The 23,143-nt window shown below is 70.7% G+C and carries 20 protein-coding genes and 2 pseudogenes; 8 read left to right on the top strand and 14 right to left on the bottom strand.

All coding sequences use genetic code 11. The annotated features are described in order from the left end of the window. Window positions 1–12 precede the first annotated feature (12 nt). The 5 genes from dnaG to dusB form a co-directional block, all read right to left on the bottom strand. Window positions 13–2,310 (bottom strand): DNA primase, encoded by a 2,298-nt coding sequence (dnaG, locus tag LWF15_RS37845; RefSeq protein WP_232813785.1) that lies wholly within the window; start codon window positions 2,308–2,310, stop codon window positions 13–15. A gap of 9 nt (window positions 2,311–2,319) precedes the next feature. Beyond that, window positions 2,320–2,691 carry a hypothetical protein gene (locus tag LWF15_RS27150; RefSeq protein ID WP_232813784.1) on the bottom strand — a complete coding sequence of 124 codons (372 nt, stop codon included), beginning with the start codon at window positions 2,689–2,691 and terminating at the stop codon, window positions 2,320–2,322. Window positions 2,692–2,791: 100 nt separating this feature from the next. Further along, window positions 2,792–4,063, bottom strand: coding sequence for a deoxyguanosinetriphosphate triphosphohydrolase (locus LWF15_RS27145; protein WP_232813783.1), 1,272 nt, complete (start codon window positions 4,061–4,063; stop codon window positions 2,792–2,794). A 15-nt stretch (window positions 4,064–4,078) separates the two neighbouring features. After that, on the bottom strand, window positions 4,079–4,285 hold the full coding sequence (locus LWF15_RS27140; protein ID WP_232813782.1) for a hypothetical protein: 207 nt from the start codon (window positions 4,283–4,285) through the stop codon (window positions 4,079–4,081). Next, a complete protein-coding gene (gene dusB, locus LWF15_RS27135; RefSeq protein WP_408624098.1) occupies window positions 4,278–5,489 on the bottom strand; it encodes a tRNA dihydrouridine synthase DusB in 1,212 nt (403 codons plus the stop codon). The genes LWF15_RS27140 and dusB overlap by 8 nt, the downstream gene beginning before the upstream one ends. An 83-nt stretch (window positions 5,490–5,572) precedes the next feature. On the opposite strand from dusB, the gene LWF15_RS27130 reads away from it, so the two are divergent. From LWF15_RS27130 to LWF15_RS27110, 5 genes are all read left to right on the top strand, one after another. Beyond that, the gene (locus LWF15_RS27130) at window positions 5,573–6,004 is read left to right on the top strand and encodes an SRPBCC family protein (protein ID WP_232813780.1); all 432 of its coding nucleotides are present in this window, start codon (window positions 5,573–5,575) and stop codon (window positions 6,002–6,004) included. Window positions 6,005–6,106: 102 nt separating this feature from the next. Further along, on the top strand, window positions 6,107–6,403 hold the full coding sequence (locus tag LWF15_RS27125; protein ID WP_232813779.1) for a hypothetical protein: 297 nt from the start codon (window positions 6,107–6,109) through the stop codon (window positions 6,401–6,403). After that, window positions 6,400–7,833, top strand: coding sequence for a putative T7SS-secreted protein (locus tag LWF15_RS27120; RefSeq protein ID WP_232813778.1), 1,434 nt, complete (start codon window positions 6,400–6,402; stop codon window positions 7,831–7,833). Before LWF15_RS27125 ends, LWF15_RS27120 begins: the two co-directional genes overlap by 4 nt. Further along, entirely contained in the window at window positions 7,830–8,453 is a 624-nt protein-coding gene (locus tag LWF15_RS27115; protein ID WP_232813777.1) for a hypothetical protein, read from the top strand. The genes LWF15_RS27120 and LWF15_RS27115 overlap by 4 nt, the downstream gene beginning before the upstream one ends. Before the next feature lies 1 nt (window position 8,454). Then, complete coding sequence (locus LWF15_RS27110) at window positions 8,455–9,060, top strand: hypothetical protein (protein WP_232813776.1); 606 nt, start codon at window positions 8,455–8,457, stop codon at window positions 9,058–9,060. Between the two features lie 12 nt (window positions 9,061–9,072). On the opposite strand, the gene LWF15_RS27105 is transcribed toward LWF15_RS27110, so the two are convergent. From LWF15_RS27105 to LWF15_RS27085, 5 genes are all read right to left on the bottom strand, one after another. Next, window positions 9,073–9,783 carry an HAD family hydrolase gene (locus LWF15_RS27105; protein ID WP_232813775.1) on the bottom strand — a complete coding sequence of 237 codons (711 nt, stop codon included), beginning with the start codon at window positions 9,781–9,783 and terminating at the stop codon, window positions 9,073–9,075. A gap of 8 nt (window positions 9,784–9,791) precedes the next feature. Beyond that, complete coding sequence (locus LWF15_RS27100) at window positions 9,792–12,050, bottom strand: hypothetical protein (protein WP_232813774.1); 2,259 nt, start codon at window positions 12,048–12,050, stop codon at window positions 9,792–9,794. A gap of 115 nt (window positions 12,051–12,165) precedes the next feature. Continuing rightward, on the bottom strand, window positions 12,166–14,271 hold the full coding sequence (locus LWF15_RS27095) for a hypothetical protein (protein ID WP_232813773.1): 2,106 nt from the start codon (window positions 14,269–14,271) through the stop codon (window positions 12,166–12,168). Between the two features lie 102 nt (window positions 14,272–14,373). Continuing rightward, on the bottom strand, window positions 14,374–15,762 hold the full coding sequence (locus tag LWF15_RS27090) for a glycine--tRNA ligase (RefSeq protein ID WP_232813772.1): 1,389 nt from the start codon (window positions 15,760–15,762) through the stop codon (window positions 14,374–14,376). A gap of 51 nt (window positions 15,763–15,813) precedes the next feature. Beyond that, window positions 15,814–16,206, bottom strand: coding sequence for an antibiotic biosynthesis monooxygenase family protein (locus tag LWF15_RS27085; protein ID WP_232813771.1), 393 nt, complete (start codon window positions 16,204–16,206; stop codon window positions 15,814–15,816). A 75-nt stretch (window positions 16,207–16,281) separates the two neighbouring features. Between LWF15_RS27085 and LWF15_RS27080 the strand changes: the two genes are divergently transcribed. Further along, window positions 16,282–16,683 carry a Fur family transcriptional regulator gene (locus tag LWF15_RS27080; protein WP_232813770.1) on the top strand — a complete coding sequence of 134 codons (402 nt, stop codon included), beginning with the start codon at window positions 16,282–16,284 and terminating at the stop codon, window positions 16,681–16,683. Between the two features lie 87 nt (window positions 16,684–16,770). Here the strand turns inward: LWF15_RS27080 and rpmG are convergent, their stop codons facing one another. Further along, window positions 16,771–16,938, bottom strand: coding sequence for a 50S ribosomal protein L33 (gene rpmG, locus LWF15_RS27075; RefSeq protein WP_232813769.1), 168 nt, complete (start codon window positions 16,936–16,938; stop codon window positions 16,771–16,773). 90 nt (window positions 16,939–17,028) lie between these two features. Beyond that, complete coding sequence (locus LWF15_RS27070; protein ID WP_232813768.1) at window positions 17,029–17,844, bottom strand: isoprenyl transferase; 816 nt, start codon at window positions 17,842–17,844, stop codon at window positions 17,029–17,031. Between the two features lie 138 nt (window positions 17,845–17,982). Between LWF15_RS27070 and LWF15_RS27065 the strand changes: the two genes are divergently transcribed. After that, window positions 17,983–18,312 (top strand): nucleoside triphosphate pyrophosphohydrolase family protein, encoded by a 330-nt coding sequence (locus LWF15_RS27065; RefSeq protein WP_232813767.1) that lies wholly within the window; start codon window positions 17,983–17,985, stop codon window positions 18,310–18,312. A gap of 776 nt (window positions 18,313–19,088) precedes the next feature. On the opposite strand, the pseudogene recO reads toward LWF15_RS27065, so the two are convergent. Further along, window positions 19,089–19,817 (bottom strand): annotated as a pseudogene (gene recO, locus LWF15_RS27060) (DNA repair protein RecO); the annotation flags it as partial. Between the two features lie 751 nt (window positions 19,818–20,568). After that, a complete protein-coding gene (gene leuA, locus LWF15_RS27055) occupies window positions 20,569–22,293 on the bottom strand; it encodes a 2-isopropylmalate synthase (RefSeq protein WP_232813765.1) in 1,725 nt (574 codons plus the stop codon). 236 nt (window positions 22,294–22,529) lie between these two features. Here leuA and LWF15_RS37840 point away from each other — a divergent pair. Further along, window positions 22,530–23,075: pseudogene (locus LWF15_RS37840) on the top strand (VanZ family protein); the annotation flags it as partial. Between the last annotated feature and the right edge of the window lie 68 nt (window positions 23,076–23,143).

Genomic DNA, 23,143 nt, shown 5'->3' with positions numbered 1-23,143 from the left:
TCCAGCAGCAGATCACATGGCACCGTGCTTACGCTCGAACAGGTCACGCTTACGCATCTGCAGCTCCAGCAGACGCATCCCGACGTCCTCGCCCTGCTGCAGCGCCGCCCGCAGATTCATGATCTCGCGGCCGACCTGCGACTCGGCGATGTGCAGGACGATCCCGGCCGCGTACTTGGCCAGGGCCACCTCGTCCTCCAGGGTCGGCAGCGGGGCCACCGCGAGCTCGGTGATCATCGGGACCACCGGGTCGGGCGCGTAGTCCTGCACCAGGGCCACCCAGGCGCCCGGGTTCATCCCGACCGCCACGGCGATGCCACCGGCTCCCCGGATCGCCTCGTGGATGGCCCGGTAGAGCGGCGTGGCGAAGGCGTCGGCGGGCAACTCGTCGGTCTCCACCGAAGGCACCAGCCGGGGCACCTGGAGCATGCACTCCAGAGCCTGGCGCTCCACCGCCGCGACCGGGTCGTTGCGGTTGGGGCGCTCCAATTTAGGACGCTCGAAGCGCCTCGGCGGCGCAGGTTGCCTTCCAGCCTGGTCGCCCGGGTGCGCGGCGACCGCGTCGGCGTACGCCTCGTACGGCGGCTCGTCTTCCGGCGGCGGGGGCATGTCGTCGGGCGGGGGTTCGTCGTGGTGCCACGCCTGACCGTTATTGGCATTGGCACTGGCACTGGCACCGGCGCCGGGGCCGCCCGCGTTGTTCTGGCTCTGGTGCTGGGCCCGCCAGTCGCGGTTACCGCCCCCGAAACTGCGGCCCCCCTGACCTTCTCCGCGCTTCCACTTCTGCTTCGGCTCCGCCGGGGGCAGGTGGTACGAACCGTCGGGCAGCAAGAACGAACCGTCGGGCTGGCGCACACCACCCGCCGGGCCCTCGTTCCTTCGCCCGTTACCCGAGAACGCGCTACCGGGACCGGACTGACCCGGTGCGTCCCTTCGTCCTCGATCGGCGCCGGAAGGAGTACCGGAGCGCAGGTCGCGCAGCGCCCGGTTGACCGCCTGCTTGACCGGCTCGACCTCCATGCCCAGCCAGCCGGCCAGTTCCCGCGCGTACTCCGGGCGCAGCGCCGGGTCCTTGATCCCGGCGACCACCGGGGCGGCCAGCCGCAGACCCTGCACGCGCCCCTCGGCGGTGGAGAGGTCGACCTCCTTCATGATCGACTGGATCTTGAACTCGAACATCGGCCGGCGCGTGGCGATCAGCTCGCGCACCGCCTCGTTGCCCTGCTGAAGGCGCAGGTCGCACGGGTCGAGCCCCTTGGGGGCGAGGGCGATGTAGGTCTGCGCGACGAACCGCTGATCTTCTTCGAACGCCCGCAGCGCGGCCTTCTGCCCGGCCGCGTCCCCGTCGAAGGTGAAGATCACCCGGCCGCCGGAGTTACGGTCGTCGCCGATCAGCCGTCGCACGATCCGGATGTGGTCGGTGGCGAACGCGGTGCCGCAGGTGGCCACCGCCGTGCCCTCACCGGCCAGGTGGCAGGCCATCACGTCGGTGTAGCCCTCGACCACCACCACCTGGCGCGACTTGGCGATCTCACGCTTGGCCAGGTCGACGCCGTAGAGCACGTGCGACTTCTTGTAGAGCACGGTCTCGGGGGTGTTGAGGTACTTGGCCTCGATGCCGTCGTCGTCGAACAGCCGGCGCGCGCCGAAGCCCAGCGTCTCGCCCGTGACGTCGCGGATCGGCCAGATCAGCCGGCCGCGGAACCGGTCGTACAGGCCGCGCCGGCCCTGCCCGGTCAGGCCCGCGGCGACCAGTTCGTCGCTGGTGAACCCGCGGCCGATCAGGTGCCGGGTGAGCACCTCGCCGCCGCGCGGGGCGAACCCGACCCCGAAGTGCTCGGCCGCGGACTGGTCGAAACCGCGGTCGACCAGGAACTGGCGGCCCTTGGAGGCGTCCGGCGCGGTGCCCAGCTGCTCGGCGAAGAACTGGGCGGCCGCCCGGTTGGCCTCGAGCAGCCGGCGCCGCTGGTTCAGGCCCTCACGGGGCTTCTGGCCGTCGTTGCCGCCCTCGTCCTCGTAGCGCAGCTCCATGCCCAGGCGCTGGGCCAGCCGCTCGACCGCCTCGGCGAAGTTCAGGTGGTCGATCTCCATCACGAAGGAGATGACGTCGCCGCCCTTGTCGCAGCCGAAGCAGTGGTAGTAGCCCACGGTCGGGCGCACGTTGAACGACGGCGTCTTCTCGTCGTGGAACGGGCACAGACCCTTGAGCGCCCCGACCCCGGCCGGCCGCAGCGTGACGTGCTCGGAGACGATCTCGTCGATCCGGGACCGCTCACGGACGGCTTCTACGTCCTCCCGGCGGATCCTCACCCAGTGATTCTAGGTCGTCCCGGGCACTGTGGCGTCGGGCAGGTCGCCCGAGGACGAACTGGACACCGGCGCCCACTTCACGGTGATCCCGTCCAGGGTGCCGCTCGGCCCGGCCAGCAGCCGCAGCCCGAGCACGGTCAGTAGTGCCACGGTGACCAGCACCCCGATCAGCGCGAAGTAGACGGCCACGCTGATCTTGAACGCGCTGCCCCAGGTGATCGTGCGGGGGGCCAGCACCGGCGCGGCCGCCGGGCGGGTGTTCAGGGAGCCGGTGTCGGACAGGGAGCCCTTGACCCGGGCCCGCTCCCGCGGGCTCTCCAGCCGGCGCCGGGCCTGCTCGAAGCTCTCGGCCCGCTCCTGGAAGAATTCTGTGTTGCTCAACGCTCGCTCACGCCTCGCTGTCCCGTCCGTCGGCCCGATGCCGGATAGTGACAGCGCTCCATGTCAGCGAGTGCTTCGGCAACCGCAAGAACGCGTCAAATCACCGGGCGTGAAGTGGGCTCACCAGTTCGTGGTGCCAGCTCACCGCGCGGGTGTCGGTCAGGCTGGCGGCCTGGTCGATGACCGCCCGCAGACGCCCGGCGTCGTCCTTCGCCGCCTCCCAGGCCGCGGCGAAGGGCACGTCGAGAACCTTGGGCGCCCGGTCCTCCAGGGCCTGCACCAGTTCCATCAGCAGTTCGCGCTGGCGGGTGTAGAGCGGCTGCCGGTCCTCCACCGTCATCACGTAGACCGCGGCCAGGCCCTTCAGCACGCCGATCTCCACGGCCGTCTCGCGGGGCACCACCAGGTCGGCGCCGTACCGGGTCAGGGGTTCCTCGGGGGCCGGGTCGCCGTTCAGAGCAGAGCGGGTAGCGGCCTCCACCGAGCGGATGAAGTCGCCGATCAGCTGCGAGGTCATGTTCTTCAGGGCGGCCAGCGAGGCGTAGTCGCCGACGAACGAGGTGACCCAGGCCGGCCCCTGCCGCAGGCGCAGCAGCCCTTCGGCGATCTCGTTCTCCGACACGTCCGGCAGGTACCAGGCGCGCACCTGGGTCACGATCCGCGCGGTCTCGTCGGGGTCGGACAGCAGCCGGGGGTCGAAACGGGCCGACACGATCGCGTCTTCCACGTCGTGCACGCTGTAGGCCACGTCGTCGGCCAGGTCCATCACCTGGGCCTCGATGCAGCGGCGCCCGTCCGGCGCCCCGGCCCGCAGCCACTCGAACACGGCCAGATCGTCTTCGTAGACGCCGAACTTGGGCGTCTGCGGGGAGCGGCGCCAGGGGTACTTCGTCGCCGCGTCGAGGGTGGCGCGGGTCAGGTTCAGCCCGTGCCCGCGGTCGGGCCCGGTCACCTTCGGCTCCAGCCGGGTGAGCAGCCTCAGGGTCTGCGCGTTGCCCTCGAAACCGCCGATCGGGGCGCAGATCTCGTCCAGCGCGGTCTCACCGTTGTGGCCGAACGGCGGGTGCCCGAGGTCGTGCGCCAGGCAGGCCGCGTCGACGATGTCCGGGTCGCAGCCCAGGGCCGCACCCAGTTCCCGGCCGACCTGGGCCACCTCCAGGCTGTGGGTCAGCCGGTTGCGCACGAACTCGTCCGAGCCCGGGCCGACCACCTGGGTCTTGGCCGAGAGCCGGCGCAGCGCCGAGGAGTGCACCACTCGGGCGCGGTCGCGGGAGAACTCGCCCCGGCGTGGGTCCTTCGGGGGCTCGGGGAACCAGCGCTGCTGATCCTCCTCGCGGTACCCGGCCTCCGGCCCGCGGTAGAACCGGCTCAATTTCTCCTCCTGCACTTACGGCTGTTCGGACCGGCCGCGCCGGACCAGTACGCCCAGACCGCCGCCGAACAGCATCACGCCGACCAACTGCAGCAGCACCTCGAGCAGGGTCGGCGCTCCCTCGGGCAGCAGGTAGAAGGCGATCGCCACGACCACCGCGGCCAGCCAGAGCAGGACCACCGGACGCAGACCGCCCCGCACCGGGGGCACCGGCTCAGCCACCGCTGACCGACAGTTCGGCCTCACGCAGGATCCCGGCCAGCTCGCCGTCGATCTCCCGGCTGTCCAGCCAGCCGGCCGGCAGCGAGACCGACCGCGGCGAACCGGCCCGCCCGCGCGGGCCCTCGGCGCCCTCGCCCGGGTAGGGCTGGCTGCCGTCGAGCCGGCCGGCCAGGTCGTCGAACTCGGCCAGCGAGCTGATCATGGCCAGCCCGGCGCGGGTCTCCTTGCCCACCACGTACCCCTTGAAGTACCAGGCGATGTGCTTGCGGAAGTCGCGGCAGGCGCGGTTCTCGGCGTTGCTCTCGGCGTCCCGGCCGGTGTGCTTGAACGGTTTGTCGTAGCCGTCGTAGTGCTCGATGAGCAGCTGGATGTGCCGGCGCATGGTGGCCAGCACGTAGTCGAGGCCGGGCCGGCGGCGCTCGGTGCGCCCGTCCATCGCGGCCGCCAGGTCGGCGAACAGCCAGGGCCGGCCCAGGCAGCCGCGGCCCACCACCACGCCGTCGGCGCCGGTCTGGGCCATCATCCGCACCGCGTCGTCGGCCGACCAGATGTCGCCGTTGCCCAGCACCGGGATGCTGGTGACGGTCTCCTTCAGCCGGGCGATGGCCGACCAGTCGGCGGTGCCGGAGTAGTACTCGGCCGCGGTTCGCCCGTGCAGCGCAACCGTGGCCACCCCCTCGGCCTCGGCGATCCGCCCGGCGTCGAGGTAGGAGAGGTGGTCGGCGTCGATGCCCTTGCGCATCTTGACCGTGACCGGCACGCCGTAGGGGGTGGCGGCCTTCACCGCGGCCCCCACGATCGCCGCGAACAGACCGGCCTTCCAGGGCAGCGCCGCTCCCCCGCCCTTGCGGGTGACCTTCTGCACCGGGCACCCGAAGTTCAGGTCGATGTGGTCGGCCCGGCCCTCGCCCAGCAGCATCGACACGCAGGCGCCGACGGTGGCCGGGTCGACGCCGTACAGCTGCACGCTGCGCGGGTTCTCGTCCGGGTCGTGCTTGATCAGCCGCATCGACTCGTCGTTGCGCTCGATCAGCGCCCGGGAGGTGACCATCTCGCTGACGAACAGGCCCTGCCCGCCCTCGGCCGCCATCTGCTCACGGCACAGCCGCCGGAAGGCCGTGTTGGTGATCCCGGCCATCGGGGCCAGGACGACGGGGGTGGCGATCCGGTGCGGTCCGACCTGCAGTGCTGTCACGGGGACCATTCTCCCCCAAGGTTCGGCTCGGGATGCGCGCCCGCCCCGAGAGGGAAGGCTGGGCCGGAACCCTTCCGACAGGAGGCACCGAAATGCCCGAGTACCAGCGCTCGCTGACCATCGCCGCGGCCCCGGACGAGCTGTTCGACTACCTGTCCCGGGTGGAGAACCTGCCCAAGTACTTCTCGGGACTCTCCGAGGCGCACGGGGCCACCGGCGGTGAGATCCACGTCACCGCAGTGGAGCCGCCCGAGGCCACCCAGAGCGGGAAGCCGGAGAAGGTCGAGTCCAACGCCTCCTTCGAGGTCGACGCCGAGCAGCGGGCCATCCGCTGGGGTACGCCCGCGCTGAACGACCACGACTACGGCGGACGTCTGCAGGTCACCCCCGAGGGTGACGGCGCCCGGCTGGCCGTCACGCTGCACACCGAGCACGATGCGCCGGACGTGATCAACGCCGGCATCGACGAGACGCTGCGCAACGTCGAGCGCCTGGTCACGCAGAAGCCGGACCTGCAGAACTAGGTCGTGCGTACCCCTGCTCATGTCCTCACCTCGTTCGGGTAAGTGTCCCCATTAGCGCTGTAAACTCCGCTTCTTCTGGCGGCGGGCACCTAGGGGTGGGGCATGAGCTACGTAAAGGCAGATCTGGCTGCGCTGGAGCAGACGGCGCTGCGGCTGGGGCAGGTCGCCAGCACGCTGGCCCAGGCCCGGTCCGGGGCGGACAGCGACGGTGCTCTGGTGGGGCAGGCCGACCTGGCGGGGGCGCTGGGCGACTTCGCCGACAACTGGCGCATCCGCCGCGAGCGGCTGACCAAGGCGGTCGAGGGGGCTCACACCTTCGTCTCCGGCGCCGTCACCGCCTACCGCGACCTGGACACTGCGCTGGCCGAGGCCTGCACGCCCGAGGGGCAGGGCAAGTGAGCCGGCCGCTCGACTGGGCCCCGCTGGCCGACTCCGACCCGATCCCGGGCGACGAGGCGCAGCTGCGGGCCAGTGCCCGGCGGTACCGCGATTTCGCCGCCGAGCTCGAGGAGCAGGCGGCCGTCCTGAACCGGGTGGCGCACGCCGAGGGCTGGGACTGCGGGGCGCAGCGTGCGTTCTCCGCGACCGCCGTCGAGATCGCCGGTCAGCTGACCAAGGTCAAGGGTCGCTACCAGACCGTCGGCGAGGCCCTGGACACCTACGCCGGTGAGCTGGCCCACGCGCAGGCGGAGGCCGATGCGGCGCTGCAGGAGGCCAAGCAGGCCGAGCAGCAGGTCAAGGCGGACGCCGCCGCCCGGGCGGCGGGCACCGGGCCGTCCACCCCCGCCCCGGCGCCGGGCGCGCCCGGCGCCGACCTGGCCGAGGCTCTGATCGGGCCCCGGAACCGGCTGAACCGGGCCCGTGACCAGCGGGAAGATGCCGGGCGCCGGGCCGCCGACCGGGTACGGGAGGCCATCGACAACGACGGCCTCGAGGACAGCTGGTGGGACGAGGTCTCCAACTGGGCCGGCCGTAACTGGAACTCCTTCATGGACTGGGTCCACGAGCACGCCGAGCAGATCGACGGCATCGCCGACGTCCTGGGGAAGATCTCCAGCGTGCTGGCCGTCATCGGCACGGTGCTGGCCTGCATCCCGGTGGTCAATGCCCTGGCCCCGGCCTTCTTCGCGGTCGGGGCGGGCCTCACCGTGATCAGCCTGGGGCTGCACCTGATGACGGCGATGTCCGGCGACGGTTCCTGGGTGGCGGTCGGCCTCGACGTCGTCGGCCTGGCCACCTTCGGGGTCGGGCGCGCCCTCACCGGCGGGGTCCGGGTCGCCCAGACCGCCCTGCGGGGGGCGGCCAAGAACACGGCGCTCACCTCCGCCACCGCCTCCCGGTTCTCCAGTCTCAGCCGCGGCTTCGCCAACGCCCAGAACGCCGGCCGCGGACTCACCACCGAAGCCCGCACGGTCGCGCAGAACGCCGCTTCCCGCATCGCCGAGACCCGCTCCACGCAGGCCGTCAACTCCGCGGCCAACCAGTACGGCAAGGCCTCCCAATGGGTGTCCGACAAGCTCACCGGCACCAAGGTGGAGACGTTCGTCAACTGGGCGACCAAGGCCCAGAGCCCGATCCGGCAGAAGGTCCTGGGCCTGGACGCGGAGGTCGTGGTCGACACCGCCGGGCACCGCGCCCTGGCCGATCTGGCCGGCCGCACCGACGAGGTCAACGCCGCCCTGAAGACCGCCACCACGAAGGCCAACCTCGGCGGGATCGTCGACCTCGTCGGCCTCTACGGGGACGTCGTGGACAAGTCCAAGGTCACCGACAAGATCGGCCTGGACGACAAGCTGACTCAGGGATTCGGGCGGTACGTCAACCAGTGAACCCGACCGAGACCGCGGGAGACCCCGCCGGCGTCACTCCCGCCTGGTCCTTGCTCCTGCCCAGCGCCTGGTCCCGGGTCAGGCTCCGGACCGACCGTCGCGAACAGGTCCAGGCGCTGGTCGCCCGGGCGTTCGCGACCGTGTCCCGCGACCAGGCCGGCGAGGTCCGGCGATCGCTGGAGAAGGACCTCCTGGGCATGGCCGAGAAGGCCTTCCGGAACGGGGGGCGTGAGCTCTACCTGCTGTCGGAGGTGCGGCGCGGCCTGCCGCTGGCCGCCAGTTGTGTGGTCTCGGTGCATCCCGAGCCGCTGCCGGCCGACGTCTCGCCCGAGATCCTGGCCCAGAGCCTGGCCGGCGGGTCCAGCGAGGCCGCGGTGATCCTGGTCGACGGCGAACCGACCGCCGCGGTCCGTCGCTCGGAGGCCAAGGTCTTCCAGGCGGCCCTGCCCGAACTCGAGCCGCCCCGGCTGAAGTTCACCGGCCTGGACGTGTACGCGCCGTTCCCCGACCGGTCGCAGCTGCTCCTGCTCAGCTTCCGCACCCCGGTCGAGCCGATCGCCGACTCCATGATGATTCTCTTCGAGGCGATCGCCGGGTCGCTGCGCTGGCAGGAGGCCTGAGATGCCGCACATCCGGATGGACGCCAGGCCTGCCTGGGTCCCGGCCGACCTCACCGCCGACCCGGTGCAGTGGGCCCGGGCGACCGTGCGCGAGCGGGCCGAGGCCGAGCAGGCCGACCTGTCCGACGAACGGGCCGGACTGCTCGCCGAGGTCCTGGTCCCCGCCCTCAGGGCCGCGGCCGCCGAAGAGGCTCCGCCGGTCATGCTCCTCTTCCTGATCCCGGAGGCCACCGAACCGTCGGTGTGCAGCGTCAGCATCCGGGTCGAACCGGTCCCGCCGTCGGCCACGCCGCAGAGCCTGCTGGAGGACGTGCGGCTGCCGGAGCCCATGCTGGAGCGGCCCGCCGAGGAGGAGACCGTCCCGACCGCCGCCGGCCCGGCCACCCACCTGGTGCAGCGCTACCGGGTCCCGGTCAGCCCCGAGTACGAGATGGTCCAGGAGCACGAGCTCTTCCTGTGGCGCATCGCCACCGAAGAGGGAGTCCTGGCGATCTACCTCTCGACCAGCTACCTGGACCTGACCGCGGCCGGGCAGTGGCGCCCGGAGCTGGTCGCCCTGGCCTCCGGTCTCGACGTGGTCGTCGACGATCCGGTCCTGGAGGCCTAGACCGCCCGGGAGTCAGAGGTCCAGCAGCTCACTGAGGCTGCTCAAGACCCGGTGCGGCCCGCTCGGGTGCGGGTCGTCCAGGTGGTACCCGAACGGGTCGTGCAGCAGCGGGGTCAGCCCGGCCGCGGTGGCGGCGCGCACGTCGTAGAACACCGTGTCGCCCACATAGGCAATACGTGGGGACGCCGGTAGCCCCAGAGCGTCGAGAGCGTGCCGGAAGATCGCGGGGTCGGGTTTGGAGACGCCGACCACGTGCGAGTCGACCACGCACACCACCCGGGCCGCGCCCGGGGTGTCCACCCCGCAGATCCCGAGCATGGCCAGGTCGCCCTCGACCTGCCCCTCGGCGTTGGACACGATCCCGATCGGCACGCCCCGCTCCTCCAGGGAGAGCAGCGTCCGGGCCGCGTCGGGCACCGGCTCACGCCACATGGTCTGGTTGAAGCCGTCGAAGAACGCCTCCAGGGCTTCCTCGTGCCGTTCCTCGGCCACCCCGGTGGTGCGCAGATAGGCCCGGGCGTAGGCCTCCCAGTCGGACTTGTCGCCGTCGGCGCGGGCGTGGTCCATCGCGTGCGCCCCGGCGAAGTGCGCCTTCTGGTGCACCTCCCGCTCGCTCGAGCCGCCGAACCGGGCCACCACCGGGGCCAGTCCTTCCGGGCTCGGAGTGACCAGCACTCCCCCGGCGTCGAAGAGGATGGCGTCGAATTCTCCGCTACGCGTCATACCGCGCATCATCCATCGGTGCGCACCCGGAAGGCCACGTCGGCGAGGATCCGCACCAGGTACGCGTCGGTCGCGATCTCGTCGGCCGCGCTCGGGATCCGCTCGTCACCGCAGATCAGCGGCTCCAGCGCTTCGGCCACCCGTGGGTGCAGGTCCGGGCGCAGCACCAGGGCCCGGTCGAGCAGCCCGGCCACCACCGGGGTCACCCGCACCACCCGGCCGCTGCGGGCCGCCTCCGCCTCCACCGCCAGGGCTCGCTCCACGGCCTCCTCGGCCGTCATCTCGTTCTCCTCGAGCAGGTGCGCGAGGGCCACCGCGGTGGCCACGTGATCCGGTTCCGACCAGGTCTGGCGCCCGTGGTCGGCGATGTCCCACAGCTGGTCCAGCCATTCCGGGCCGAGCTCGGGAACCAGGTGCACCATGCGCCCGGCGATCGAGGCCGCCTCGGCCAGCGGCTCCCCGGCCCGGTCGATCACCGCCTGCACCGTCGGCCAGGCGGCCCGGATCCGCGCCGGGTCACCGGTGCCGAGCATGACCGAGGCCGCGACCAGCTGAAGATGCCGGTCCGGCAGCGAGTCCCGGGCCCACCCGGTGAACTCCTCCTGGGCGGCCCGCAGCAGGGCCGGGGAGGGGAAGTGCGACCAGGCTCGCAACAACTCGTCGGCCCCGAACCGGCGCCCGGCCAGTTGCCAGACCCGGTCGAAGGTTTCGCCCGGGTCGGAGGCGGCCGGGTCGAGCCAGGTCTGCAGCGTGAGAAGCCAGGCGCCGGCCTCGTTCTCGGCCGGAGGCAGTTCGCGGATCCGGGCGCGGGCGGCCTCGGTGAAGACCTGCGAGTCGACCACCGCCAGCTGGGTCAGCGCCTTCAGCACCACCGGCTCGGGCGAGGGCTGCGGGGTCGCGGCGAGTGCCTGCAGAAGCACGTCGACCACGGCTTCGGACGGCGGGAGCTGGCTGAGCACCTCGGCCCACGATCCGTCGGCGGTCGGCCGGGCGGCCAGGGCGGTCCGGGCCACCTCCGTCAGATCGGCCCTCGCCCAGGCCACCGGGCGCGACGCGGACACCCGGGCGAGCAGCACGGGCAGGCTCGTGCTGCCGTTGAGGCCGGTGCTGACCATCAGGTGCTCGCCGGTGGCGACCGCCTCCCGGGCGGGCGCGGCCCAGCGGGGGTCTTCCAGTACGAACAACAGCGAAACAATGGACGCTTGTAGCGCCAGATGCGCACGAACGTCCTTGGGTTCGTTGGTGCTCACGTTGTCGAGAAGGTGAGCGAGGACGTCCGTAATCGAGCTTTTCTGCTCCTCGGCGGCCGGCAGCACCGCCGCGAAGGCCGCCACGATCTGCTGGGCCGCCTGTACGTCGGGCGATTCTTCCCGCTGGGCGAGGTCGATCAGCGCCTGCACCGCGGAAGGGGTTGCTGAACGCGAGATCTGGGCCACGTCGCACCAGGCGTAGGCGAGATCCCCCACTCCCACACCCATCTGCGCTCCGGTTTCCGTCTCGAGTCGTTCGGCCAGCACCTCGAGCAGCGGCAGGGCCCGGGGACCGGCCCGCTGCACCAGCAGAGCCAGCGAGTTGGACGCCCCGAGACCGGGATAGTGGGCTGCGTGCGAGGGCCACAACCGCACGAGATGCTCCAGCACCGAAGGCATCTCAAGATCCACGGCGAGCGCGCACCAGACCGCGGCGAACAGTACGTCGTCCTGCCCGGTTTCGGTCAGCGTGGTCAGATCGGCCGGCCCGAGCACCCGATGCCGGGCCATCGGCTCCATCAGGGCCACCCGCGCCCTGAGATCCGTCTCCGCCGCGAAACGCGCCCGTAACATTCGCCCGACCGACTGATCGGCTCCGGCGTCCGGCCAGTAGCAGGCGCACTCGTACACCCCGGCCCGGACGTCCGGATCAGGATCCTCGGCCAGCGGTGCCAGCGACCGGGCCGAACGATCAAGCCCTGCGCGTGCTTCGGCCTGGAACGACGGATCTTCCTGACCGGCCCCGGCAGCCACCGACTGCCCGTAGAAGTACAGCAGCTGCAGGGCCCCCAGCCGCCCGGGAGCCTGATCGTCCAGAGCCACCTCGACCAGGAACGGAAGCGCCGCCAGCGTGGCCGGGTACACCCCGCCCTGGTAGAGGATCGACCCGAGCAGTTCCTCGACGGCCTCCGACCAGTCGTCCTTCCTCAGTTGCCGGACCAGACCAGGGGTGTCACCGGCGTTGCCGTAAGCGTGTTCGAGGCGGGACCAGTCGATCTCGTCGAGCGAATCGATCATGACCGCAGAGTAGCGAGGCGACAGTCAAGGCTTGATGCACCACGCGTACCAAGCTGGTATCGGTCTGACTACTGTGACGTTCCGGGGTCAGGTGGGCACATTGAGCTGTGGTTTTTCAGAGCGCTTTCTCAAGTGTCCGGACAAGATACGAGTCCAGAGTTATGTCTCCCGGTGCCAGGACCCGCTCGTCGCAGTCGATCAGGGCGGTCAGCGATCCGGCCACCCGGGGCCGCAGTTCGGGACTCTCGGCCAGAGCCCGGTGGATCACCCGGGCCGCGGCCGGCACCGTGTGAATCCCCTTCCGGGTCCCCGCCAGGGCCTGCAGATCGGCCAGCACCTCGACCACCGCGCTCTGCGGATCAGCCGCACCGAGCGCCTGCAGTGCCTCGATCGCGACCGCCCCGGCCGGACGCTCCTGCCCCACGAGATCATTCAGCCGCGCCACCCATTCGGCCCTCCACTGCGGCCGGACGGTGACCAGCCGGTTGCCCAGCTCGACCGCCGCCCCGAAGCACACGCCCAGCTGCGGCGTCAGCGAAAGCAGCACCTTCCACAGGGTTTGCACAGGATCCGGGTCGGCGTCGCGGCCGGAAAGCACCGGGGCGAAGAGGATCTGCAGGGCCGCCACCTGGACCGCGCGGCTGCGGTGGGTGCCCCAGGTGGTGCGGGTGGCCAGGTCGAGGCAGACCTGCTCGAGCTCGGCCGACGGGTGGGTGGCCCAGATCCGCAGCAGCTCGTCCTCCCCCGCCCCGGACTCGCTCATCCGCCAGGCCCGGGCGAACGCCGCTGCGTCGCCGGAACCGAGCAGGGCCTGAAGCACCAGCAACCAGGCCCCGGAATCACCGGCCGAGACCGGAAGTTCCTGCACCACCTGATAGGTCGCCACGTCGAAGACCCCCGGCCGCTCGGCCGCCGTACGGGCCAGCAGCCGCAGCGCCGCCTTCGACGGCACCCCGCCGCTCAACAGCACCTCGACCAGATCAGAGGACGGCGGCAGAGACTCGAGCAGTGCGGTCCAGGCATCAGCGGTGCCCGGCCAGGCAGTGATCGCAACTTTCACCAACTCGAGCAGACCGCTGTGGGCCCACGGGCCCACACCCGTCCTCTGTTTGAAAGACTCCAGGGCGGAAGCGAACTCGACCGACTGCGCGCCGACTGCGATCCACGGCGGCTCGCCCCGCGTCGCAGCCAGGGCAGGGCCGGACCAGCGGGTGTCCCGAAGAGCGAAAAGGGCCGTGGCGAAAGCAGCCAGCAGGTCGGACGCCGGGTCGGCACAGCGTTCCAGCAGGCCGTACACCGCATCGGCGGCTTCCTGCCGGTCTTGGGTTTCCGGCAGCAGCGGCAGCATCGCGGCCAGCAGATCCGCCGCATCCTCCTGCCCGGCCCGGGCGATCAGGCCGAGCAGAGCCCGCGAGGCCGGCGCGTACGCCGAGCGGGCGAGCACCGCTGCGTCGTGCCAGGCCCAGGCCAGTTCGGCCAGGGAGACGGCCTGCGTCTCGCCGAGGCGGTCCAGCAGCGCAAGCGCCCGCCCGGAGACCTTCTCGACCAGGTCGCAGAGCGGATAGCCGTCACCGGCGCCGTAGTTCACCTTGGCCTGCGCGCTCCACAACCGGGCCAGGTACTCGATCGCCTCCGGCGACTGCGAACCGGCCAGCATCATCGCCCAGGCCCCGCTGAAGACCACCTCGTCCTGCCCGCGGGCCGCGAAGGTGTCCAGGTCGGCCGCGGTGAGCACGCCCCGCCGGGCCAGCGCGGTGACCAGGTCGACCAGCAGCTCTGCATCGGCCTCGGCGTCGAGCCGGGCCCGCAGCAGCGACACCGGGTCCGGCCAGTCGGGGGCCGAGCCGTAGACCGCCCGGCGCACCTCGGGCTCGGGATCGTGCACCAGTTCGGCCAGGTCGCGAGTGGCCCGTTCCAGCGCGGCGACGGCCTGAGGCCCGCAGTCGGCGGCGAATCCGGTGTAGTGGTCGATCAGCTGCAGCGCCCCGAGCCGTCCCTCCGACTCCCGGTCCAGCGCCACCTGCACCAGGAACGGCAGCGCGGCCAGGGTCGCCGGGTGCGCCACCCGGTCGTGCATCAGGGCGACGTAGAGCTCGTCCACCGCATCGTTCCAGTCGTCCCACTCCCCCTCGCGCAACCGCGTGAGCAGCAGCGGCACGTCATCGGCCTCGCCGTGGGCATGGGTCAGCCCCGACCAGTCGACGGCATCCAGGTTGAGCACTGGCGAAATGTACCGGAACAGGTGTTCGACTCCGACCGGAGGCGAACCGGACCGGCCGCCGCGCAGGCACTTTGCGCGACGGCCGGTCAGCGGAGCGCAGTCTCAGCAGCCCGGGAGGCGGGCGCCCAGCCAGGCGGTGACCCCGTTCAGCGGCACGCGCTCCTGCTCCATCGTGTCGCGGGAGCGGATCGTGACCGCCTCGTCCTCGAGGGTGTCGAAGTCGACGGTGATGCAGTACGGCGTACCGATCTCGTCCTGGCGGCGGTACCGACGGCCGATGGCCTGCGCGTCGTCGAAGTCGACGTTCCACGAGCGGCGCAGCTCGGCGGCCAGGTCGCGGGCCTTGGGCGAGAGGTCGGCGTTGCGCGACAGCGGCAGCACCGCGGCCTTGACCGGGGCCAGCCGGTGGTCGAGCTTCAGCACCGTGCGCTTGTCCACACCGCCCTTGGTGTTGGGCGCCTCGTCCTCGGCGTAGGCCTCGACCAGGAACGCCATCAGCGAGCGGGTCAGACCGGCCGCCGGCTCGATCACGTAGGGCAGGTAGCGGGTGTTGCTGGCCTGGTCGAAGAAGCTCAGGTCGACGCCGGACTTCTCGCTGTGGATCTTCAGGTCGAAGTCGGTGCGGTTGGCGATGCCCTCCAGCTCACCCCACTCCGAACCGGTGAAGCCGAAGCGGTACTCGATGTCGACCGTGCGCTTGGAGTAGTGCGAGAGCTTCTCCTTGGCGTGCTCGTACAGGCGCAGGTTGTCCGGGCTCAGGCCGAGGTCGGTGTACCAGGCCATCCGGTGGTCGATCCAGTACTGGTGCCATTCCTCGTCGCTGCCGGGCTCGACGAAGAACTCCATCTCCATCTGCTCGAACTCGCGGGTGCGGAAGATGAAGTTGCCCGGGGTGATCTCGTTGCGGAACGACTTGCCGATCTGGCCGATGCCGAACGGCGGCTTGCGGCGGGCGGCCTGGTAGACGTTCTTGAAGTTGACGAAGATGCCCTGCGCCGTCTCCGGGCGCAGGTAGGCCAGGCCGGACTCGTCCTCGACCACACCGAGGTAGGTCTTCATCAGGCCGCTGAACTGCTTGGGCTCGGTCCACGCGCCGCGGGTGCCGCAGTTCGCGCAGGCGATCTCGTCCATCGAGGTGGCCGGGCGGCCCTTCTTCTCCTCGAACTCCTCCTCGAGGTGGTCGGCCCGGTAGCGACGGTGGCACGACTGGCACTCGATCAGCGGGTCGGTGAACACGTCGACGTGACCGGAGGCCTCCCACACCTGGCGGGGCAGGACGACCGAGGAGTCCAGACCGACGATGTCGTCGCGGCTGGTGACCATGTAGCGCCACCACTGGCGCTTGATGTTCTCCTTCAGCTCGACGCCGAGCGGGCCGTAGTCCCAGGCCGAGCGGGTACCGCCGTAGATCTCACCGCTGGGGAAGACGAACCCCCGGCGCTTGCTGAGATTGACGACTGCATCGAGGCGGGATTCCTGCTTGGCGGCCACGTTCGGCTCACTCCATCCGGCTGGTTGTCGGCGGACTCTTGATTTCTGACTTCACGTAGCGTATCTGCCCCCACCGACAGCCTTCGACGAGGTTTCGCCGACGACGCGCGCCTGTTCCACGATCAGGTCGCTCTCGTGCTCGGCCAGCCCCTGCTCCGGCCCCCAGGTGAGCAGGTCCTCGAAGGCGGTGGGCTCGTCGATGCACCGGTACATGAGGGGCACGGCCCGGATCTTCACCTCCGGGTGAGACAGCGCACGACGGTAGGCACCCACCGTCTCCCAGCGGGTGGAGAGCACCCACAGGTCGGGTTCGTCGATGGAACGCGCCACCCGCCCCTCCAGGCAGCCCGGCCGCTCGGCGAGCGCGGCCAGGGCCTCGCGGGCGAGGGCGGCGAACTCTTCCGATTCCGGCGCGGGCACGCGATATCTGGTGACTACGAACACCTTCGCCACGTTACCCCTGCGCCCTGCGCGAACCAGACTCCCCTGAGGGTGCCCTTACATGAAAAGCTTGACCTCATGAGCACGAACCGGCGCGAGACGAAGCAGCGGGTGGCCGTCTCGGCGGCGCTCGACGAAGTGAACGAGTTCGTCAGTGCACAGCAGCTGCACACCATCCTGCGTGAGGGCGGCGACGGCGTCGGGCTGGCCACCGTCTACCGCACCCTGCAGCAACTCGCCGAGGACGGCGAGGTCGACGTGCTGAAGAGCACCGACAACGAGTCGATGTACCGCCGGTGCAGCCGCGGGCACCACCACCACCTGCTGTGCCGTTCGTGCCGGCGCACGGTCGAGGTGGAGAGCCCCTCGATCGAGAAGTGGGCGCAGAAGGTGGCCGCCGCCAACGGCTTCGCCGACGTCGACCACGTCGTCGAGATCACCGGCATCTGCGCCGAATGCCAGGCCGCAGCCCGGGCCTGACAGACCAAACTGAGGACGCCCCACACGAGTCGTGTGGGGCGTCCTCCGGTTTTGGTTGTGGTCGGCTCCGACGCGGAGCCGCCGGGATCAGCGCTCTTCGCGGAAGTCCACGTGCTGCCGGACCACCGGGTCGAACTTGCGCAGCACCAGCCGGTCGGGGTCGTTGCGGCGGCTCTTACGGGTCACGTAGGTGTACCCGGTGCCCGCCGTCGAACGCAGCTTCACGATCGGTCGCAGTTCGGTGCGGCTCGCCATCTCGATCACTCCTTCACACGCCCGGCCGTTCCGGTCGCATGCAGAAGAACCTGAGAACCGTTCTCGGTATTCCGCCCGTCCCGAACTGGGTCAGGCGGTGGGTTTGTCCACCGCGCCGCCGTAACGCCGGTCCCGCTCGGCGTAGATCTGCACGGCCTCCCAGAGCGTCCGCCGGTCCACGTCGGGCCAGAGCACGTCCATGAAAATCATCTCGGCGTAGGCGGACTGCCACAGCATGAAGTTGGAGGTGCGCTGCTCGCCGGAGGAGCGCAGGAACATGTCCACGTCAGGCAGGTCGGGCTCGTCGAGGTACTTCTGAATGGTGCGCTCGTCGATCCGGTCGGGATCGATCTTGCCCTCCACGGCGAGCTGGGCGATGGTGCGCGCGGCATCGGCGATCTCGGCCCGGCCGCCGTAGTTGACGCACATGGTGAGGGTGATCACGTCGTTGCCCCGGGTCAGCTCCTCGGCGACCTCGAGCTCCTTGATCACGCTGGCCCAGAGCTTGGGGCGGCGCCCGGCCCAGCGCACCCGCACCCCCCACTCGTGCATCTCGTCACGCCGGCGCCGGATGACGTCCCGGTTGAAGCCCATCAGCCAGCGCACCTCCTCCGGCGAGCGCTTCCAGTTCTCGGTGGAGAACGCGTAGGCCGAGATGTGCTTCACGCCGATCTCGATCCCCCCCGCCACCACGTCCAGCAGCGAGGCCTCCCCCATCTTGTGCCCCTCGGTCCGGCTCAGCCCCCGCTGGTTCGCCCAGCGCCCGTTACCGTCCATGACGACAGCGACATGCTTGGGCACCAGCTCGGCCGGGATCGCGGGCGGCCGGGCCCCGGAGGGGTGGGGCGGGGGCGCGATCGGCGGGGTGGTGCGGACCGGCAGTGCCTGGCGACGGCGAAGCGCCAACGGAAGACCTCTTCAGAACGGCGGATCAGGGGCGGCAGCGATCGTAGTCCGGCCCAGCCCCCTCCCCCGACCCACCTGACCCGACCCCCGGCCCGATCACCGGCCTGCCCACCGGCCGCGCGGGCATACTGACCCGCCATGGACCTGGACGACTACCAGCGCAGGGCCCTCCTGACCGCGGCCTCCCGCGAGAAGCCGAACGAACTGCTGCATCTGGTGCTCGGCCTGGTCGGCGAGTCCGGCGAGATCGCCGAGAAGTTCAAGAAGTGGATCCGCGACCAGGAGAGCGACGAGACCCGCATCGACCGCGAGGACATCGCCAAGGAACTGGGCGACGTGCTCTGGTACCTGGCCGTCCTGGCCAACTACCTCGACCTCTCACTGGACGACATCGCCACCGCCAACCTGACCAAGGTCACCGACCGCAAGAACCGCGGAGTGCTGGGCGGCAGCGGCGACCATCGCTGACCAGAACGGCCTGGCCACCGCACCCAACTTCCCGCCCACGCCCTGGCCAACTCCCCACCCCAGCACGCCGAGACAACGGCAAACAGCCGCGGCACGGCAGCGCGGCGGCAGCCTCACCGCAATCAACTTCCCACCCACGTCCCCGGCCAACTCCCCACCCCAGCACGCCGGAGACAACGGCAGCACAACAGCCGCAGTACGCCACCGCGACAGCGGCATCAGCAGGCGGCAGGAGCAGGCGGCAGCCGCACGGCGGCACGGCGGCAGCCGCACGGCGGCACCTCGGCACGGCGGCACGGCGGCACCTCAGCACGGCGGCACCTCAGCACGGCGGCACCTCAGCACGGCGGCACCTCAGCACCTCGGCACCTCGGCACGGCGGCACGGCGGCACGGCGGCACGGCGGCACGGCGGCACGGCGGCACGGCGGCACGGCGGCACGGCGGCACCAGCCTGATCATCGGGCGCCTCAGCAACTGGACGGCTCGTCAGCACCCGGTCAGGCCGACAGATCCGGCCTACCAGCCGGGGGGATCTGCTGGCGCCACGGCGGCCTGGGCTCGTTCGATCGCGGCGACGTCGAGGCCCGGCTTCCGGGCACCTGCCTCGCTTCTCTGCCGCGCCTCACTCCCCGCCCGCGCCTCACTCCCCGCCCGCGCCTCGTTCCTTGCCCCGGTCTCGTTTCTCGCCCCGGTCTCGTTTCTCGCCCCAGCCACGCTTCTTGCCCCAGCCTCGCTCCGGCCCCGGGGCAGGTCCGGGCCCAACTGGTCGCCTTCACGCTCGACCCAGCGCAGCGACCGCACCCGCCGCTCCACGTGCCACTGCAGGTAGGCAGCCACCAGCCCGCTGGCCTCGCGGCGGCGGCGGGCTTCGCTGGCGTCGGCGCTCGTCCAGTCGCCGGTGAGCAGGGCGGACAACAGTTGCAGGGTTTCGGGGTGGGGCGCAGCCGAGCCCGGGGGGCGGCAGGAGGGGCAGACGGCGCCGCCCATGGCCAGGGAGAAGGCGCGGTGCGGGCCGGTCTGGCCGCAGCGTGCGCAGTCGGTGAAGCTGGGGGCCCAGCCGGCCACAGCGAGGGAGCGGATCAGGTAGGCGTCGAGCACCAGGCCGGGCTCGTGCAGGTTCTGGGCCAGGGTGCGCAGGCCCCCGGCGAGCAGGAGGAACTGCTGCAGGGCGGGCTCGCGTTCGGTCTCGGTCAGGCGCTCGGCGGTCTCCAGCATGGCCGTGGCCGCGGTGTAGCGGGCGTAGTCGGCCACGATCGCCAGGCCGTAGGGGCCGATGGTCTCGACCTGGGTAACCGTGTCCAGCGAGCGGCCCTCGTACAGCTGCACGTCGATCAGCATGAACGGCTCGAGGCGGGCGCCGAAGCGGGACATGGTCTTGCGCACGCCCTTGGCCACCGCCCGGACCTGGCCGTGCTCGCGGGTGAGCAACGTGACGATGCGATCGGCCTCGCCCAGCTTCTGGGCGCGAAGCACGATCGCTTCGTCTCGATAGATGACCGGCACGCCTGCGATTCTCCCTCATACCAAGTAAACGCAGTGGACGGCCCGAACGTGAGGTGCCGGGTACAGCGATTTCGACGGATACGCGCACCCATGGTCCCGAGGCCGGGGAGGCGATTTTCGTCAGCTGCGGACGATGCATAAAGCCACGAGCCTCTGGATCTGCTCGATCGTCTCGCCAGAAAAAATGGAAACCCTGGTCGGACCGGAGGCTGCGCCGGCCGACCGCTCCGGGCCTGCGAAGCCGGGGCCTGGGAAGCCGGGCCAGCGAAGCCCGCGGGTGCGAAGCCCAGCCTGCGAAGCTCGGGCCTGCGAAGCCGGAGCCCGAGAAGCCGGGGTTGCGTAGCCGGGGCCAGCGAAGCCCGGGGGTGCGAAGCCCAGCGAGCGAAGCTCGGGCCTGCGAAGCCGGAGCCGAGAAGCCGGGGTTGCGTAGCCGGGGCCAGCGAAACCGGGCCTGCGAAGACCAGCCTGCGAAGCTCGGGCCTGCGAAGCCGGAGCCCGAGAAGCCGGGGTTGCGTAGCCGGGGCCAGAGAAACCGGGCTTGCGAAGCCGGGGCCTGGGAAGCCGGGCCAGCGAAGTCCGGCCTGAGAAGCCGGGTTGCGAAGCCAGCGGGTTGCGAAGCCGGCGGGTTGCGAAGCCGGCGGGTTGCGAAGCCGGGCCTGGGAAGCCGGCGGCTCGCCGGCTTCCTCCAGCGGAACCGATGACGCGGGTGGCCGCCCAAAGGCGACCACCCGCGTCATCAATTCACCGAAAGTCAGCGGCCTACGGACCGGTTGACCGCCGACAGCACGGCCTTCAGCGAGGCCCGCACGATGTTCTCGTCGATGCCCACGCCCCACAGCACCTGCTCGCCGACCTGGCACTCGACGTAGGCCGCGGCCTTGGCGTCGCCGCCGGCGCTCATCGCGTGCTCGCTGTAGTCCAGCACCCGCACCGACACGCCGTGCCCGGCCATCGCGTCACCGAAGGCCGCGATCGGGCCGTTGCCGGTGCCCTGCAGGGTGAACGGGGCGCCGTCGTCGACGATCTCCACCCGCAGCTGGTCGGTGCCGTTCTCGTCGCTGGTGTGCTGCATCGACTTCAGCGCGTAGCGACCCCACTGACGGGCCGCCGCCGGCAGGTACTCGTCCGAGAAGATCGTGTACAGCTGGCCCGGGGTGACCTCGCCGCCCTCGGAGTCGGTGTGCTTCTGCACCACCTGGCTGAACTCGATCTGCAGGCGGCGGGGCAGGTCCAGCTGGTACTCGTTCTTCATCAGGTAGGCGACGCCGCCCTTGCCGGACTGGCTGTTCACCCGCACCACGGCCTCGTACGAGCGGCCCACGTCGTGCGGGTCGATCGGCAGGTACGGAACCTCCCAGACCACGTCCTCGACGGTCTTGCCGACCGCCGCGGCCGAGGCGTTCAGCGCCTCCATGCCCTTCTTGATCGCGTCCTGGTGGGAGCCGGAGAACGCGGTGTAGACCAGGTCGCCGCCGTAGGGGTGGCGCTCGGCCACCTTCAGCTGGTTGCAGTGCTCGACCGTGCGGCGGATCTCGTCGATGTCGGAGAAGTCGATCTGCGGATCGATGCCCTGGCTGAACAGGTTCATCCCCAGCGTGACCAGGCAGACGTTGCCGGTGCGCTCACCGTTGCCGAACAGGCAGCCCTCGATCCGGTCGGCACCGGCCTGGTAGCCCAGCTCGGCCGCGGCCACCGCGGTGCCCCGGTCGTTGTGCGGGTGCAGCGACAGGATCACGTTCTCCCGGAAGGCCAGGTTCCGGTTCATCCACTCGATCGAGTCGGCGTACACGTTGGGCGTGGCCATCTCGACCGTCGCGGGCAGGTTGATGATCACCTTGCGCTCGGGCGTGGGCTCGAACACCGCCAGCACCTCGTTGCAGATGCGCTTGGCGAACTCCAGCTCGGTGCCGGTGTACGACTCCGGCGAGTACTCGAAGTACACGTCGGTGCCGACCATCTCGTCGGCCAGCTTCTTGCACAGCCGCGCGCCGTTCAGCGCGATGTCGACGATGCCGTCCTCGTCGGTGTTGAACACCACCTTGCGCTGCAGCGTGGAGGTGGAGTTGTACAGGTGCACGATGGCCTGCTTGGCACCGCGGATCGACTCGAAGGTGCGCTCGATCAACGCGTCCCGGGCCTGGGTCAGCACCTGGATGGTCACGTCGTCGGGGATGTGACCGCCCTCGATCAGCTCCCGTACGAAGTCGAAGTCGGTCTGGCTGGCGGCCGGGAAGCCGACCTCGATCTCCTTGTAGCCCATGCGGACCAGCAGGTCGAACATCCGGCGCTTGCGCTCGGAGTTCATCGGGTCGATCAGGGCCTGGTTGCCGTCGCGCAGGTCGACGGCGCACCAGCGGGGCGCCACCTCGATCCGCTTGTCCGGCCAGGTGCGGTTCTCCACGGCGACATCGATCAGCTCGTGGAACGGCACGTACTTGTGGACAGGCATGCCGGAGGGCTTCTGGGTGTTCTTCATGGCTTCGGGCCTCTTCTGCTGGGCTGAGGTAAAGGGACGATCGGCCGGCATGCAGAAAACCACCGCGACGAGAGGACCGGCCTAGCAGGTCCCGCCGCGGCGACCAAGGAGGAGAAGCTCCGAACGCACGGTCGACAGGTTACACACGCATTTGCCCCTGGCGACAATCGAACCGCCTGACTGCTGCATCCGGTGGGATCTCAGCGGCTACGGATGTTTGCCTCAGGGACTTCTCAGTGCCGCCTTCCCATCATGAGCCGGTGGTCACCCTGAAATCCCTTGTCCCCGTCGCCGACGGGTACTGGTTCGAGAACGCGCTGGCCTTCGGCGGCAGCTTCGGTCTGCAGCTCGCGCTCGACATCGTCGTGGCGGGGGTGGCGCTCGCTGCCGCCGTGCTGCTGCGCAACCGCAGACCGGTGCGCGGCCTGCAGGTCTGGGCCCTGTGCCTGGTGGCCGGCTCGCTCGGGGTGATCGCGATCAGCACGCTCACCCGCCGCTCGGGTGCCACCAGCCCCGGCCGCCTGCAGCTGGAGCCGTTCGGCACGCTGCAGCGCTACACCCACGACCCGGCCGACCTCCTGATCTACCTCGGCGGGAACGTGGCCATGTTCATCCCCCTGGGCTTCTTCCTGTACCTGGCCCTACGCCGCCGGATGCTGCTCTGCGCGGCCCTCGCCACGCTGGTCTCGATCGGCGTGGAGATCCTGCAGCTGCCGATCTACAGCCGGGCCACCGACGTGGACGACGTGATCACCAATGGCCTGGGCGGGCTGATCGGCGCCGTGCTGGGCGTGGTGGTGGGGTGGCTGGCCCGGACAGGCCGGCTCGGCTCATGGGCACGACAAACAAT

Source organism: Kineosporia rhizophila (genome assembly GCF_021277265.1).
Classification (GTDB): domain Bacteria; phylum Actinomycetota; class Actinomycetes; order Actinomycetales; family Kineosporiaceae; genus Kineosporia; species Kineosporia rhizophila.
The sequence above is the reverse complement of the archived record's forward strand: the minus strand, read 5'-3'. Positions and strand labels throughout refer to the sequence as shown.